This window comes from Mesorhizobium sp. B2-3-6, from assembly GCF_006442305.1.
Taxonomy (GTDB): Bacteria; Pseudomonadota; Alphaproteobacteria; order Rhizobiales; family Rhizobiaceae; genus Mesorhizobium.
In genome coordinates this window covers 387,570-402,070 of the sequence record NZ_VFVW01000004.1, presented here as the reverse complement: position 1 = coordinate 402,070, position 14,501 = coordinate 387,570, and the positions used below count along the sequence as shown (strand labels likewise).

Here is a 14,501-nt window from a genome sequence, read left to right as displayed (position 1 = left end):
ACCGACCGGCGTGGCATTTGTGCACCGATATGCCTGGCCTTCAAAGCCGGCCGAGCGCCCTAAGCTCATGCAGCACGGCGGCGTCGCGCGCCGAGACATCGGGAAAGGCAGGATCCTGCCCGACATCGGCGGTGTAACGCCACGACCGCGCGCATTTGACCAGGCCGCGGTCCTCGGCCTTTTCGATCACCACGGCGACGCCCTTGACGTCTTCGAGCGTGAAGGCGCCTTGTTGCACCTCGCCATGGGCGATGATGAGATCGCTGGTGATCGCCATTTCGGCCATGTCGACATCCGATATCGCCGCCTCGAGCGCCGCATCGTCGATGGTGACGACGGGAACCGCTTCCAGCGACGAGCCGATCACCTTCTGGGCACGCGCGATTTCCAGCGCACCGGTGACGACGCGGCGCACCTGCCGCACCTTACGCCATTTCTCCGCCAGCGCCTCGTTCTTCCAGTTTTCCGGGATCGCCGGGAACTGGTCGAGATGTACCGAGACGGCATCGGGATGGCGGTCGAGCCAGGCCTCTTCCATGGTGAAGGGCAGCATCGGCGCCAGCCATCTTACCAGGCAGTCGAAAAGGTGGCGCACCACCTGCACCGAGGCCTTGCGCTTCGCGCTCGACGGCGCATCGCAGTAGAGCGCGTCCTTGCGAATATCGAAATAGAAGGCCGACAACTCGACCACCATGAAATCGAGGAGCGCACGGGTGATGCGCTTGAACTCGAAGGCATCGTAGCCCTGGCGCACCACCTCATCGAGTTCGGCGAGGCGATGCAGCATCAGCCGTTCCAGCTCCGGCATCCCTTCCAGCGGCACCTCCTCGCCATCGTCGTGGGCGAGCGTGCCCAGCATCCAGCGGATGGTGTTGCGCAGCTTGCGGTAGGCGTCGATGTTGGTTTGCAGCACGTTCTTGCCGAGGCGCTGGTCTTCCCAATAGTCGGTCGTCACCACCCACAGGCGCAGGATGTCCGCGCCGGACTGCTTGATCACGTCCTGCGGGACGACGGTGTTGCCGAGTGACTTCGACATCTTGCGGCCGTCCTCGTCCATGGTGAAACCATGGGTGACGACGGTGTTGTAAGGCGCCCTGCCCCTGGTGCCGCAGCTTTCGAGCAACGAGGAGTGAAACCAGCCGCGATGCTGGTCGGAGCCTTCGAGATAGACATCGGCCGGCCATTTGAGGTCCGGACGATCCTCCAGCGTGAAAACGTGGGTCGAGCCTGAATCGAACCAGACGTCGAGGATGTCCGTCACCTGCTTCCATCTGGAGGCATCGTGATTGCCGAGGAAACGGTCCTTGGCACCGGCGGCGAACCAGGCATCGGCGCCTTCTTTCTCGAAAGCGTCCATGATGCGCTGGTTGACCGCCTCGTCCTGGAGCACATTGCCGTCGGCGTCGGCGAAGACCGCGATCGGCACGCCCCAGGCGCGCTGGCGCGACAGAACCCAGTCGGGCCGTTCCTCGATCATGGCGCGGATGCGGTTCTGCCCCGCCCCTGGCACGAAACGGGTGTCGTCGATCGCCTTCAGCGCACGGCTGCGCAGCGTCGTGCCGTCGCCGAGGTCCTTGTCCATGTGGACGAACCATTGCGGCGTGTTGCGGAAGATGACCGGTTTCTTCGACCGCCAGGAATGCGGATAGGAGTGTTTCAGCCGACCGCGCGCGAACAACGCGTTGCGCTTGATCAGCTCATCGATGACCGCTTGGTTGGCATTGCCCTTCTTGCCGTTGTCGTCAAGAACGCGCGCCGCGCCACCCTCACGATCCGGACCGAAGCCCGGCGCGTCCTTGGTGAAAAAGCCGGCATCGTCGACGGTGAACGGGATCGCGGTGTCGACGCCGCGCGCGCGCAGGTCCGGGGCCGCGTCCATCCAGGCGTCGAAATCCTCGCGACCATGGCCCGGCGCCGTGTGAACGAACCCGGTGCCCGCATCATCGGTGACATGGTCGCCGGCAAGCATGGGCACCGGAAACTCGTAACCGCCGCCAAGACCCTTGAAGGGATGCGAAAGCGTAAGACTTCCAAGCTCTTGCGCCGACACGCTGCGAAGACGATTCAAGGTGACTTTGGCCTTGACCGAAGCCTCTTCGGCCAGCGTATCGGCAAAGATCAGCTTTTCGCCCGGCTGCGGGCCGAAGGCGTTCTCGGCTGCCGTGACCTCGTAGAGACCGTAGTCGATGCGCGGCGAATAGTTGACGGCACGGTTGCCGGGGATCGTCCAAGGCGTCGTCGTCCAGATGACGACATGGGCCTGCAGCAGATCGAGAGCGCCCTCGGTCAGTGCGGCCTCTCCGTCAGCCACGGGGCGCACCAGACTGGCGACCGGGAACTTCGCCCAGATCGTATCCGACTCGTAGTCCTGGTATTCGATCTCGGCCTCGGCGAGCGCGGTGCGCTCGACGACACTCCACATCACCGGCTTGGAGCCGCGATAGAGCTGGCCCGACATGGCGAATTTCAACAGTTCGCCGGCGATACGCGCCTCGGCGTGGAAGGCCATGGTCGTATACGGGTTCTTGAAGTCGCCGATGACGCCAAGGCGCTGGAATTCCGCCCCCTGAACGCCGATCCAGTGAGCGGCGAAATCCCGGCATTCCTTGCGGAACTCGTTGACCGGCACCTCATCCTTGTTCTTGCCCTTGGCGCGGTACTGCTCCTCGATCTTCCATTCGATCGGCAGGCCGTGGCAGTCCCAGCCGGGCACGTAATTGGCGTCGCAGCCGCGCATCTGGAAGGAGCGGTTGATGACGTCCTTGAGGATCTTGTTCAGCGCATGGCCGATGTGGATGTTGCCGTTGGCATAAGGCGGGCCGTCATGCAGCACGTATTTCGGGCGACCGGCGGAGGCCTTGCGCAACTTGCGGTAGAGATCCATCTCCTGCCAGCGCTGGACCAGCACCGGCTCCTTCTCGGGCAAACCGGCACGCATCGGGAAGTCCGTCTGCGGCAGGTAAAGCGTCTTGGAATAGTCGATCGTTTCAGCTGTATCGGTCATTGATCTGCCATTGTGGATTGCCCGGCGGCAAGGGAGCTCGGGCCTGAACTATCATGATCTGGAAAAAGCGCGAGGGGTCGCGCGCAAGATTCCCGGCGGCTCCGACAGCTCTCAGGCCGTCCGGAACACCGGGCTGGTAATTCGTATCGTAATCGCGACGGAACGCGAGACCACTGTCATGGCCGCGCTTTTAAACGAGGTGGGCCAGCTTGGAAAGCCCGAACTCCAAGGCACTCGCCTTGCCGCTTGTGCCAATTGCGCATATATGTTTGGGCAAATGGCACCGGAGGCGCGTCATGTCCAATCCGCATCGCAAGGTCCACGTGCCGGCTGCCAGACGGGCCGCCCGTAAGGAGAAGGTCGAGCGTGCGCAGGATGGCTTGGTCCGGGATGCCGCAACGGGGCAATTCCTGGTCAGCTTCACCAAGGTGGAAGAACTCCGCCACCGTGGGTTCAGCAATGACGAAATCTACAAAATCGTAGGATCGCGGCGCACTTTGGCGCGCAGGAAAGAACGCAATGAGAAACTGAGTATTGCCGAGTCCGATCGCGTCATGCGCATCGAGCGCATTTCCACAATGGCGGATCGTGTTTTCGGCGACCACGAAAAAGCGCAACGTTGGTTGCGCAAACGCAGCCGGGTGCTCAACGAAGCGCCTATTACGCTCCTGCAGTCGGAAACCGGTGCTTCCCTGGTGGAAGAGGAACTGCATCGCATCGACTATGGCATTTTCGCCTGACGATGCGTCTATGGCGTATCTCCAACTTCGCCGACCTGTCTGGCCGGGGCGGCATGCTCAGCGCCGGCCGTTGGAACATCAAGGGCACCGCCATTGTGTACTGCGCGGATCATCCTGCCACCGCGCTTCTTGAAATCCTCGTTCATGTCGACGCGGAAGATTTGCCGCCCACGTTCCAGCTCCTGGAAATCGAAGTGCCTGACGGCGTCTCCATTGCCATCCCCGATCTGCCCGAGGGCTGGAAAGACAATCCGGCCAAGACACGCGAGATTGGCAGCGATTTTGTCAGTGCCGCCAGCCATTCGGTCATGGAAGTGCCTTGCATGATCGTTCCCTTCGCCAGAAACTATGTTCTCAATCCCGCCTTGCTGGAACGCGAAGGCATCGCCATCGTCGGCACCACAAGTCATCAGATCGATACGCGATTGCTGGAATAAGGCCGATACCGGCTACATCTTGAAATCGAAGCGATAGGTCGTCGATACGCCGATCATGAACTGGTTGCGGTCGCCGCGCTCCTTGACCAGGCTGGAATCGGCGGCCGGGCCCTCAAGGCGTGAATATTCGCCGAACAGGCTGGCGGTCATCGGGTCGGTCACCTTCCAGGTCACCGCACCGCCAAGGCCGACCGATTTCAGGCCGCCGCCGGGATTATACTGGTTCAACCCCGAGGCCACGGCTTCCTGCGCGTCGACGCCGTAATAGGCGTCGAAATATTTGGCGGAGGCGAACGAGACGCGCGGCCCGCCAGAGATCCTGACGGTTGGCGTCACATCGTAAAAGGCGTCGGCGGCGATGTCGGCGACGAAGCCGTTATGGGCGCGGATGCCGTGCCGCAGCTCGGCACGCGCACGTAGCCAGTCCGTCGGATAGAATTCGAAGAAGCCGCCCACCTCGCCGCCCCAGCGGACCGGATCGAGGCCCTTCAACTCGTCGGCATCGCCATCGTCGCGCGAGAACAGGAACTTGCCGGTCAGGCCGGCGCGAACGCCGCCGTCATCGACCAGCGCCAGCGAAATGTTGTCGTTGCGTGAGGTGAAGCGGGCCGCCGGGCCAGCCTTGCCCAAGGAGATGATCGGCGAGGCGCTGAGCAGGTACTTCTTGCCGCCCTCGAAATTGGGCGCCACCATGCCGGTGGCGCCGACCGTCAGATACCAATCGCCGGACAGCCAGCCGAAGGCGCCCTCGCCGGCATCGGCCGCACCCGAGGTAGCCAGCATGACGGTAGCCAAGGCTGCAGAAATTTTCCCGACCGGACTCATGGCTACCCCATTAACACAATACGATTGTCTTTCGGTCACAGCTTTGAAGAGGCTTTGGTAAAATTTGATTTAAGGTCGAGACGTCCGGCTCGCATTGCTTGCACCATCCGGCCGCCGTCGGCTGGACGCGGGTCGGCACCAAGGGTAACTTCATCCCCTGCTGGCGGTCCTCGATGGAGATGGCGACATGACCTTGCACGGCGATGCACTGAAGAACGCGATCGGACAGACGCGAGGAAAGTGGGGGTGGTTTGTTGGTCTGGGCGTGTTGCTGCTGATCCTCGGCGGCATTGCCTTTGGCAACCTCTTCATCGCCACGGTGGCTTCCGTCTATGTCGTGGGGTGGCTGATGCTGGTGGCCGGCATCATCGAGATCATGCATGCCTTCGGGGTCAAGACGTGGGGCCGCTTCTTCTACTGGCTGCTCAGCGGATTGCTCTACGCGGTCGCGGGCTTTTTCGCCTTCGACAACCCGCTGCTGGCCTCGGCGGTGCTGACCTTCTTGCTGGCCGTCGCGCTTGTCGCTTCCGGCGTGCTGCGCGCCTGGGTCGGCTACAGCCACCGGCCTGAGCGCGGCTGGGGCTGGATCGTCGCGGCCGGCGCCATCAGCGTGATCGCCGGGTTGATCATAGCCATGGGCTGGCCGGTCAACAGCGTATGGGTGCTCGGCCTGTTCCTGGCAATCGACCTGATCTTCCAGGGTTGGACCTTCATCGCCGTCGGTCTGGCGCTGAAAAAGTAACGTCTGATTCGAGCATGATCTAACCCGAAAACCGGGCGCCACTTTTCGGGATCATGCTCATTTTGTTAAAGCATGATCTTGCCCGAAAACCGCACTCCACTTTTCGGGACCATGCTTCAAAAAGCCATGGCCGCGTCGAGTTGCGAAAGCGGCTTGACGCCGGCCAGCAGTGCTCTCGCCTCGGCCTCGTCGCGCTTCATCTGCGCGACCAGCGCATCAAGCCCGTCGAACTTGACCTCGCTGCGCAGGTAACCGAAGAACGACACCTGGCAGATCTCGCCATAGAGGTCACCGGAAAAATCGAATATGAAGGTTTCCAGAAGCGGCGCGCCATCATCGTCGACGGTCGGACGGCGGCCAAAGCTGGCAACGCCATCATGCAGCCTTCCGTCGGCGCGGCGAAAGCGAACGGCAAAGATGCCTTCCCTGAGGGTGGCCTCGGCGGGAAGCCTCATGTTGGCGGTCGGAAAGCCGAGCGTTCGCCCCAGTTTCTGGCCGCCCACGACTTCGCTCTCCACCGTGAAGCGATAGCCGAGCAGGCCGGCGGCCTCGGCCACCGCGCCTTCGCACAGCAAGGCGCGGATGCGGCTCGATGAAACCACCTCGGCGCTTTCGTCCCGAAATGCATCGACCAGCGTGACGCCGAAGCCATGGCGCTCGCCAGCCGCCATCAGATAGGCCGGCCCGCCCTGGCGGTCCTTGCCGAAATGGAAATCGAAGCCGGTCACGGCATGGGTGATGCCAAGCGTTCTCTCAAGCACGTCGGTCACGAAGGCTTCCGCCGATAGCGAGGCGAAGTCGCGCGTGAAAGGCTGTTCGACGAGCGCGGCAAAGCCCAGCAGCGACAGGAGCCGCGCCTTCATCGGCGGCGGCGTCAGCACGAACAGCGGTATCTCGGGCCTGAATATCTTTCGCGGGTGCGGTTCGAAAGTCAGCACCAGCGCCGGCACGCCACGCCGCCGCGCCTCCGCCAATGCCCGTTCGAGCACCGCCTGATGACCGCGATGGACACCGTCGAAATTGCCGATCGCGACAACGCCGCCGCGCAAATCGGCGGGCAGCGGCGCGGTTGCCGAAAGGTGCTGGAAAGCGTCCATCGCCATCTACCGCAGCCTGGGAATGACGGCTACTGGATGATAGCCGTGCCTGTCAAGAAACGCGGCGAGCCTTGCCGGATCCGGCTGCGATGCATCGCCATAGTCGCGGGCATGAATGCCGCCCGAGACATAGAGAACGTCGAAACCGTTGTCGGCGGCGCCCTTGATATCGGTCAGCATGCCGTCGCCGATGGCCAGCACCTGGCGGCGCTCGACCGGCCGGCCAAGGATCTCCGCCACCTCCTTCATTGCCACATCATAGACGGGCGCATAAGGCTTTCCGGCTATCAGCGTGCGGCCGCCGAGCTGCGCGTAGTCGCGTGCCAGGGCGCCGGCGCACCAGATGATACGTTCGCCGCGCTCGACCATGATATCCGGGTTGGCGCAGATGAAAGGCAGGTTCCTGGCGCGCAACCGCCGCAGCAGCTCCGCATAATCTTCGGGCTTCTCCACTTCGTCATCGAACAGGCCGGTGCAGACGACGCCGGATGCCTCGAACTCCTCGACGAGATCGACGTCGAGCCCGTCATAGAGGGTGAAGTCTCGCTCGGCGCCGACATGGAAGATCTTACGCGGGCCTTCCACGATCAGGTCGCGGGTCACGTCGCCCGAGGTGACCACGCGGTCGTAGGCCGATGGGGGAACGCCGATGACGTTCATCTGGGCCACGACGTCGGCGCTGCGGCGCGGCGAATTGGTGATCAGGACAACGGGAATGCCGGCCGTACGGGCAGCCGCCAGCGCCGACGCAGCCGCGGGAAAATGCCTTTCGCCATTGTGCACCACGCCCCAGACATCGCAGAGAATGGCCGAATAGTTCTTCGACACGTCTTCGAGCGAACCGATGATGTCAGGCGAGGCCGCCATGCCGTATCCTTCAGTCATGATCGTTGCGGTGCCGCAGCCGACGGTTCGCCGCAGCCGGTTGGAATTATCCGAACCGGCCCAGCCTGTCACCAGCTTTCGCCCGCCTGTACCGGCATCCACCACCGTTCACTGGTTGGTTAACGAGCTTTGAAAGTGCAGGCTGACCTTGGATATATTCCAGAAACCTGAAATTTAACGATTTATGACACCGTCCCCACTGACTATCGATTTGGCGGGGCAGCTGTGACAATGATCCGAAGATTCGGACGCGACCGGCGTGGCAATTATGCGCTGATGACCGTGCTCGCCATGGTGCCGCTGATGGGCGCCGTGGCGATCGCCGTCGACTATACGGAAATGGTGGGCCAAAGGCAAAACGCCTTGAACGCCTTGGACGCGGCCGGCTTCGCCACGGCCCAGCAGATCGTTGCCGGCGCCAGCGACGCCGACGCGGTGGCCTATGCCAAGAATTTCTTCGAAGCCAATCTCGCGCATATCGATCCGGCCAACACCACGCTGGCCGTGACGCTGCCCAACAACAACACAGGCGGCGGGACGCTGAAGCTCTGCGCGACCTTGGTCTACAAGCCCTATTTCGAGCCGACGGCTAAACTACTGCTGGGCGGCAGCGTCGGCAGCACCGATATCGGCTTCAGCACCTGCTCCGAAGTGCGCCTGAAGAACACGCTGGAAGTGTCGCTGGTGCTTGATAATTCCGGTTCGATGAAGGAGCTCGGCAAAGGCTCGAACAAGGTGCGGTTCGACCTTCTCAAGAGCGCCGCCAAGCAGTTGGTCGACCAGTTGGCCGGCCAGGCCCAGCAGATGAGGCAGGTCACCAAGCCGGTCCAGTTCAGCCTCGTTCCCTTTGCCGCCTCGGTGAATGTCGGTCCGGGCAACGGCTCGGCGGCGTGGATGGACACGACCGGCATATCGCCGATCCATCATGAGAATTTCGACTGGACAAACACGATGACCCAGATGAAATCTCCATGGGGATCGACCAAATACGCAGAGAACATTGCCGGCATCTGGTACGCGAAAGGCACCGGCTGGGACGCGAGCCAGAAAGACCAGCCACTGACCCGGTTCTCGATCTACAAACAGATGAAACGCATTTCAGCGTGCAGTCTCAAGAATTGGGACGGTACTTGTGCATCGAACGCGACCTTCACCTATGCGCCGGTCGCGAGTTGGGGTGGCTGCGTCGAGTCGCGCCCATATCCATACAATATCCAGGACACAGCTGCATCGACGACACTGCCTGCAACGCTTTTCGTGCCTATGTTCGCGCCCGACGAAACCGACCGCGTCGATAGCTCTTCAAGGCCAGCCAATAACAATTGGGATGTCGACGCCCCAGTGAGTTCAACCGCGTCCGATGCCGCACGCCAGCGCTATATGCCAAAATATTTCGACTGGGTGAACAAGGTGACGCCGGCCTACGGCATGGACGCCGGGCCGAACACAAGCTGCAGCACGACGGCAATCACGCCACTGACCGATGTTTCCACGACAGCCGGCGCAACTTTGATCAAAAACGCCATCGATGCCATGGCCGACGACGGCGCCACCAACGTGCCGGAAGGCATGGCCTGGGGCTGGCGGACCCTTTCCAGCACGGCACCCTTCACCGAGGGCCGGCCCGAAACGGAAAGAGGCAACGACAAGGTACTGATCGTGCTGACCGACGGCGCCAACACCTACTACACGCCGACCTCGGTGACGGCGCAGACCTACTCTGGAACCAATTGGAATTATGGCGGTAACGACCTGGCTGGCAGCAAGGCGATCTATTCGGCTCTCGGTTACGTCGTCCCCTACAGCAACGGCTACAGCTACGGCCGCATGTTCCTCGGAACGGATGTCACCAAGGACGACTACAGCAACGCCAACTACACCAAAGCGATGAACGAGCATTTCACTGCGCTGTGTAACAACGCCAAGGCCGCCGGGGTCATGGTCATGACCATCGCGCTTGATCTGGACGCCACCAAGACAGCGGAGAAAACGCAGATGGATGCGCTGAAGGCCTGTTCTTCGGATTCCCGCTTCAGCAAGGACAAGACCGATCCGAGCAAGCCGATGAAGCTGTTCTGGAATTCGACGGGCGCAACGCTGTCCGACGATTTCAAGGCGATCGGCAACGAGCTGTCCAACCTGCGCATCGTCAGCTGATCCGACGAATTCCACGTCGACGCCCTGCATCCGGCGGGGTGTCGTTTTTTGGAGGCACCGGGGGGCCGCTCCAGATTGGTTAGTGCTTGGTGAAGCGCGAACCAAGCAATCGAGCGGTTTCCCAAACCCGTCCTTCAGCGTTTTGTGGAAAGCTGGCGTCGATCGAGAATCCGCCGGCGGGGGCCGCTGCAAGACATGCATGAAATCTGGCGTCAGTTCCGCCGCGACAGGCGCGGCAACTATGCTCTCATGACGGCCTTCGCGATGGTCCCGCTGATGGGCGGGCTGGCGCTCGCGGTCGACTTCACGGAAATGAACCGCCAAAAGCAGACGGTGTTGAACGCGCTCGACGCCGCCAACTTCGCCACGGCACGCCGCGTGACGGAAGGCGCCACCGACGACCAGCTGAGGGCCTATGCGCTCGACTTCTTCAACGCCAATCTGAACGATGTGGATGCCGCCAACACGACGCTCAACCTCACTTTGCCCAGCAACGCCGCTGGCGGCGGAACAATGAAGCTTTGCGGCACCTTGACCTATAATCCTTACTTCCTGCCAACGGCGAAGATACTGCTCGGCGGCACCGGCGCCACCAATATCGGCTTCACCGCATGCTCGGAGGTGCGGCTGAAGAACACGCTCGAAGTGGCGCTGGTCCTCGACAATTCCGGATCGATGGTCACGCCCGGAACCGGCTCGGGGCAGAAGCGCATCGATCTCCTCAAGACCGCGGCGAAGCAGTTGGTCGACACGCTTGCCCAACAGGCCGCGATGATCAAGCAGGTCGACAAGCCGGTGCAGTTCGGCCTCGTACCCTTTGCCGCCTCGGTCAATGTCGGTCCTGGCAACGGCAATGCGTCCTGGATGGACACCGAGGGCCTGTCGCCGGTGTCGAACGAGAATTTCGACTGGTCGACGCTGAACGCCGCCAACAAATACGCCCAGCAGACCAACGGCATCTGGTACAAGCGCGGCACCGGCTGGGGCGACGAGGAAGGCCAGATGCTGACCCGGTTTTCGCTCTACCGCGACATGAAGGTCGTCACCAGCCATGAGCGTGTTAAAAACAGCAAGCACGTTGTTTGTGCTGAATACAACTGGAACAATACCTGCAAGCGCAGTTACGACGCATACGACTATGTCGATTCCTACGGCCCATTCGCCAGTTGGCAAGGCTGTGTCGAAGCCCGGCCCTACCCCTACAATGTCAACGACGCCCCGCCGTCCGGCGGCTCGGCCAACACCGGAATAGGCGTGGGCGATCCGGCGACGATGTTCGTGCCGATGTTCGCCCCGGATGAACCCGGCAATCACTGGAAGATCACGCAGGATCCCAACGAAGCCGCGCCAAAGACCTACGGCGCCATCAACAGCTGGTGGAACGACGATCCTTCGAGCAGCAGCGGCCAAGCCCGGCTGCGCAACATGACCAAGTATTTCCAGCCGCGGCCGATCGATGCACCAGTATTGCCCGCAGGCAACGGCCCGAACTACAGTTGCACTACCAACCCGATCACGCCGCTGACCGACGTCAGCGTCGCCGATGGGCTCGCTACGATCAAAGCCGCGATCGACCTGATGCAGCCGGATGGCGGCACCAATGTTCCCGAGGGCATGGGCTGGGGCTGGCGGGTGGTCTCGAGCGGCGAGCCGTTCACGCAGGGGCGCCCGGAAACAGAAAAAGGCAACGACAAGGTGGTGATCGTGCTGACCGACGGCGCCAACACCTATTACACGCCTTCCTCGCTCAGTTATTCCGACCCCGCCGATTCGAAGTCGACCTACGCGTCCTACGGCTATCTCAAGCCCGGCTATGCCGGCACCTCGGTCGGGCGCCTGTTCATGGGTACATCCAGCGCCATCGGCCAGTTCGACTATTCGAACGGCAATTACACCAGCGCGCTCAACGAGCAGATGACGACGCTTTGCAACAACGCCAAGGCGGCCGACATCATGGTGATGACGGTGGCTCTCGACCTGTCCACGACCAAGACCACCGACAAGAACGCCATCGATGCGCTGAAATCATGCTCGTCGGACTCGCGCTTCCGCAAGGACCCGGCGGATCCGAGCAAACCCGCCAAGCTGTTCTGGAATGCGACGGGCGCCAGCCTGTCGAACGATTTCAAGGAAATCGGCAACGAATTGTCGAACCTGCGCGTGGTCGGTTAACCGAACTCTGGCGCAACGCCCGACGCCGCCAAGCCCTTGTGGGCGCCTGCCGCAACGGGCACATAATGGCTGCACGCTGGACCGCATCCATCGCGGCACGCCTGGGGACGAACAATGCCCGATACCGCCAACCACCTCGCCTTCGCGCTGGTCTGCCTGGGCATGGTGCTGACGCCGGGTCCAAACATGATCTACCTGATCTCGCGCTCCCTGTCGCAAGGGCCGAAGGCCGGGTTGATCTCGCTTGGCGGGGTCGCCGTCGGTTTTCTCTTCTATGTGCTGTCGGCGGCATTCGGAATCACGGCGCTGCTGCTGGCCGTGCCCTTCGCCTATGACGCGCTGCGCTTTGCCGGCGTGCTCTATCTCCTGTGGCTGGCCTGGCAGGCCGTGAAGCCGGGCGGACGCTCGCCATTCCAGGTGCGCGACCTGCCGAAAGACGGGCCGCGCAAGCTGTTCGCCATGGGCCTGATGACCAATCTGCTCAATCCGAAGGTGGCGGTGCTCTATTTGTCGCTGCTGCCGCAATTCATCAGCATTGGCAAAGGCCATGTCCTGTCTCAGCTTCTTGTGCTCGGCGCGACGCAGATTTCGATCAGCCTGACCGTGAATGCCATCATCGCGGTGACGGCCGGCTCGATCGCCGCGTTTCTCGCCGGGCGGCCTTTGTGGCTGGTCATCCAGCGCTGGATGATGGGAGGGGTGCTGACGGCGCTGGCGCTGAAGATGGCGACCGACGCACAGCGCTGAGGGCGGCGGTCCCGGCGTTGGTCTACATCGGCCGCCTTGTCTGCTGGGTCCGCTCCGGTTCCACCACCTTGCGGTAGAGGTGCCAGGTGGCATGGCCAAGGATAGGCATAACGACCGCGAGCCCGGCAAACAGCGGGATCGAACCGATCACCAGCAGCACCGCGACCGTCAGGCCCCAAAGAGCCATCTGCAGCGGATTTGCCATCACCGCCCGCGCCGAGGTTTCTATGGCCGAAACGGCGCCGACGTCACGGTCGAGCAGCAGCGGGAAGGCGACGACAGTGGTGGCCAACACGATCACGGCGAAAACGAAGCCGGCGGCGTTGCCGAGAAGGATCAACGTCCAGCCCTTGCTGGTCGTCAGCACGTCGCGGACAAAGGCGCCGATCGAAGCCGGCGGCTGGTCGCCGAACAGGCTGGTGTAGATCGACTGCGCGGTGAACAGCCACAACAGGAACAGCACGAACAGCATGATGCCGATGACCGCGATCGAAGGCACCGCCGGCGAGTGGCGGACATCGAGGGCATGTCGCCAGTTGGTGTTCATGCCGAGCTCGCGCCGGCGGCTGATCTCGTAGAGGCCGAGCGCGGCGAAAGGGCCGACAAGGGCGAAACCCGACATCAAGGGATAGACGAGCTGAATGGCGTTGGAGCCAGACGTCCACTGCGTCAGGATCAGGCCGACGATGGGATAGATCAGGCACAGGAAAACGTAGTGAGACGGTTTTGCCCAGAAATCCTCAGCGCCGAGCCGCAGCGCATCCCAGAGGTCCGATGTGGTGATGTGGCGCACCGTGGGCTGCACATGCATTCCGCGCGCGTCCGCCATGACATGAAAGCTGGCCATAAGCTTCCTCCCGTTGTCGGGGGCGGTCACCACCGTGATGGCCGCCCGTAGCTGCCACTAGTAGATGTAACAGCATACCCGATTTGCCAGGGGCTGTCGCCAAATCGATGGTTCCGGACAGGCCATCACGGGATTGTCATCGCTGCCCGGCAGAAGCCGCGCGATCTTCGGCATCGGATTTCTCGGATGATGGGCCATTCGGAGCTGGATGGCCGAACGCAACGCTTCAAGACTGCGCGGTGCGATCAGCGAAGGCCAAGGCATCAATTTCCTCGACAGTTTTTTCGGCTTGCCCGTCAAAAGCCATGATCGCGACTATGCAGGTAGGAATGAGCATTGTCATCGACCTCCCTCCAGAACCGCGCCGGACAAGGCGCTCCTTGCTGATCGGTCTTGCGGCCATAGCCGGGCTTGCCGCCTGCAGCACCGTTTCCGTGCCCACCGGTGAGGGCGCAGGTGTCTCTTCCTCCGCCACGGCCACCCTGGCCAACTTGCGCGCCGCGGCCGGGCGGAGTCCGCTGACCGCGGACACCCAGCTCGAACAGGCGGCGTTGCAGCAGGCCGGCTACATGGCGTCGCGGACGCGCATGAGCCACACCACCGGCTGGGGCAAGGATTTCGCCTCGCGCATGAAGGACAATGGCGTGCACGGCGCTGCGGCCGAGAACATCGCCGAAGGCCGCTTCGACCAGCAGAAACTGTTCGACATCTGGATGCATTCGACCGGCCACCGGCGCAACATACTCGATCCGGACTTCAGCCGTTTCGGGCTTGCCTATGTCCGCGACGGCCGCGACCCCAGCCTCCGCTACTGGGCCCTGGTGCTCGGAAGGTAGCAAAGCCATCGC

General features: G+C 62.3%; 12 protein-coding genes. 7 read left to right on the top strand and 5 right to left on the bottom strand.

The genetic code is table 11. The annotated features are described in order from the left end of the window. Positions 1–40: 40 nt before the first annotated feature. Complete coding sequence (ileS, locus tag FJ953_RS14510; RefSeq protein WP_140624603.1) at positions 41–3,004, bottom strand: isoleucine--tRNA ligase; 2,964 nt, start codon at positions 3,002–3,004, stop codon at positions 41–43. Between the two features lie 296 nt (positions 3,005–3,300). On the opposite strand from ileS, the gene FJ953_RS14505 reads away from it, so the two are divergent. Together FJ953_RS14505 and FJ953_RS14500 are read left to right on the top strand one after the other, a co-directional pair. After that, entirely contained in the window at positions 3,301–3,744 is a 444-nt protein-coding gene (locus FJ953_RS14505) for an antitoxin Xre/MbcA/ParS toxin-binding domain-containing protein (RefSeq protein ID WP_140494231.1), read from the top strand. 2 nt (positions 3,745–3,746) lie between these two features. Next, positions 3,747–4,181 carry an RES family NAD+ phosphorylase gene (locus tag FJ953_RS14500; RefSeq protein WP_140624602.1) on the top strand — a complete coding sequence of 145 codons (435 nt, stop codon included), beginning with the start codon at positions 3,747–3,749 and terminating at the stop codon, positions 4,179–4,181. Between the two features lie 12 nt (positions 4,182–4,193). On the opposite strand, the gene FJ953_RS14495 is transcribed toward FJ953_RS14500, so the two are convergent. Then, positions 4,194–4,964, bottom strand: coding sequence for a MipA/OmpV family protein (locus FJ953_RS14495; RefSeq protein WP_246674809.1), 771 nt, complete (start codon positions 4,962–4,964; stop codon positions 4,194–4,196). Between the two features lie 229 nt (positions 4,965–5,193). On the opposite strand from FJ953_RS14495, the gene FJ953_RS14490 reads away from it, so the two are divergent. Then, the gene (locus FJ953_RS14490; RefSeq protein ID WP_140521651.1) at positions 5,194–5,748 is read left to right on the top strand and encodes an HdeD family acid-resistance protein; all 555 of its coding nucleotides are present in this window, start codon (positions 5,194–5,196) and stop codon (positions 5,746–5,748) included. Between the two features lie 116 nt (positions 5,749–5,864). Here the strand turns inward: FJ953_RS14490 and FJ953_RS14485 are convergent, their stop codons facing one another. Both FJ953_RS14485 and FJ953_RS14480 read right to left on the bottom strand, forming a co-directional pair. Beyond that, positions 5,865–6,845, bottom strand: coding sequence for a bifunctional riboflavin kinase/FAD synthetase (locus tag FJ953_RS14485; protein WP_140624764.1), 981 nt, complete (start codon positions 6,843–6,845; stop codon positions 5,865–5,867). Between the two features lie 6 nt (positions 6,846–6,851). Further along, entirely contained in the window at positions 6,852–7,712 is an 861-nt protein-coding gene (locus FJ953_RS14480) for a TIGR01459 family HAD-type hydrolase (protein ID WP_140624763.1), read from the bottom strand. A 249-nt stretch (positions 7,713–7,961) separates the two neighbouring features. Between FJ953_RS14480 and FJ953_RS14475 the strand changes: the two genes are divergently transcribed. The 3 genes from FJ953_RS14475 (at position 7,962) to FJ953_RS14465 (ending at position 12,806) form a co-directional block, all read left to right on the top strand. After that, entirely contained in the window at positions 7,962–9,887 is a 1,926-nt protein-coding gene (locus tag FJ953_RS14475; protein WP_140624600.1) for a pilus assembly protein, read from the top strand. A gap of 195 nt (positions 9,888–10,082) precedes the next feature. Further along, a complete protein-coding gene (locus tag FJ953_RS14470; protein WP_181165124.1) occupies positions 10,083–12,059 on the top strand; it encodes a TadE/TadG family type IV pilus assembly protein in 1,977 nt (658 codons plus the stop codon). A 114-nt stretch (positions 12,060–12,173) separates the two neighbouring features. After that, entirely contained in the window at positions 12,174–12,806 is a 633-nt protein-coding gene (locus tag FJ953_RS14465; RefSeq protein WP_140494241.1) for a LysE family translocator, read from the top strand. 22 nt (positions 12,807–12,828) lie between these two features. Here the strand turns inward: FJ953_RS14465 and FJ953_RS14460 are convergent, their stop codons facing one another. After that, positions 12,829–13,653 carry a DUF2189 domain-containing protein gene (locus FJ953_RS14460; protein WP_140515546.1) on the bottom strand — a complete coding sequence of 275 codons (825 nt, stop codon included), beginning with the start codon at positions 13,651–13,653 and terminating at the stop codon, positions 12,829–12,831. 329 nt (positions 13,654–13,982) lie between these two features. On the opposite strand from FJ953_RS14460, the gene FJ953_RS14455 reads away from it, so the two are divergent. After that, complete coding sequence (locus FJ953_RS14455) at positions 13,983–14,489, top strand: CAP domain-containing protein (RefSeq protein ID WP_140521645.1); 507 nt, start codon at positions 13,983–13,985, stop codon at positions 14,487–14,489. Positions 14,490–14,501: the final 12 nt, after the last annotated feature.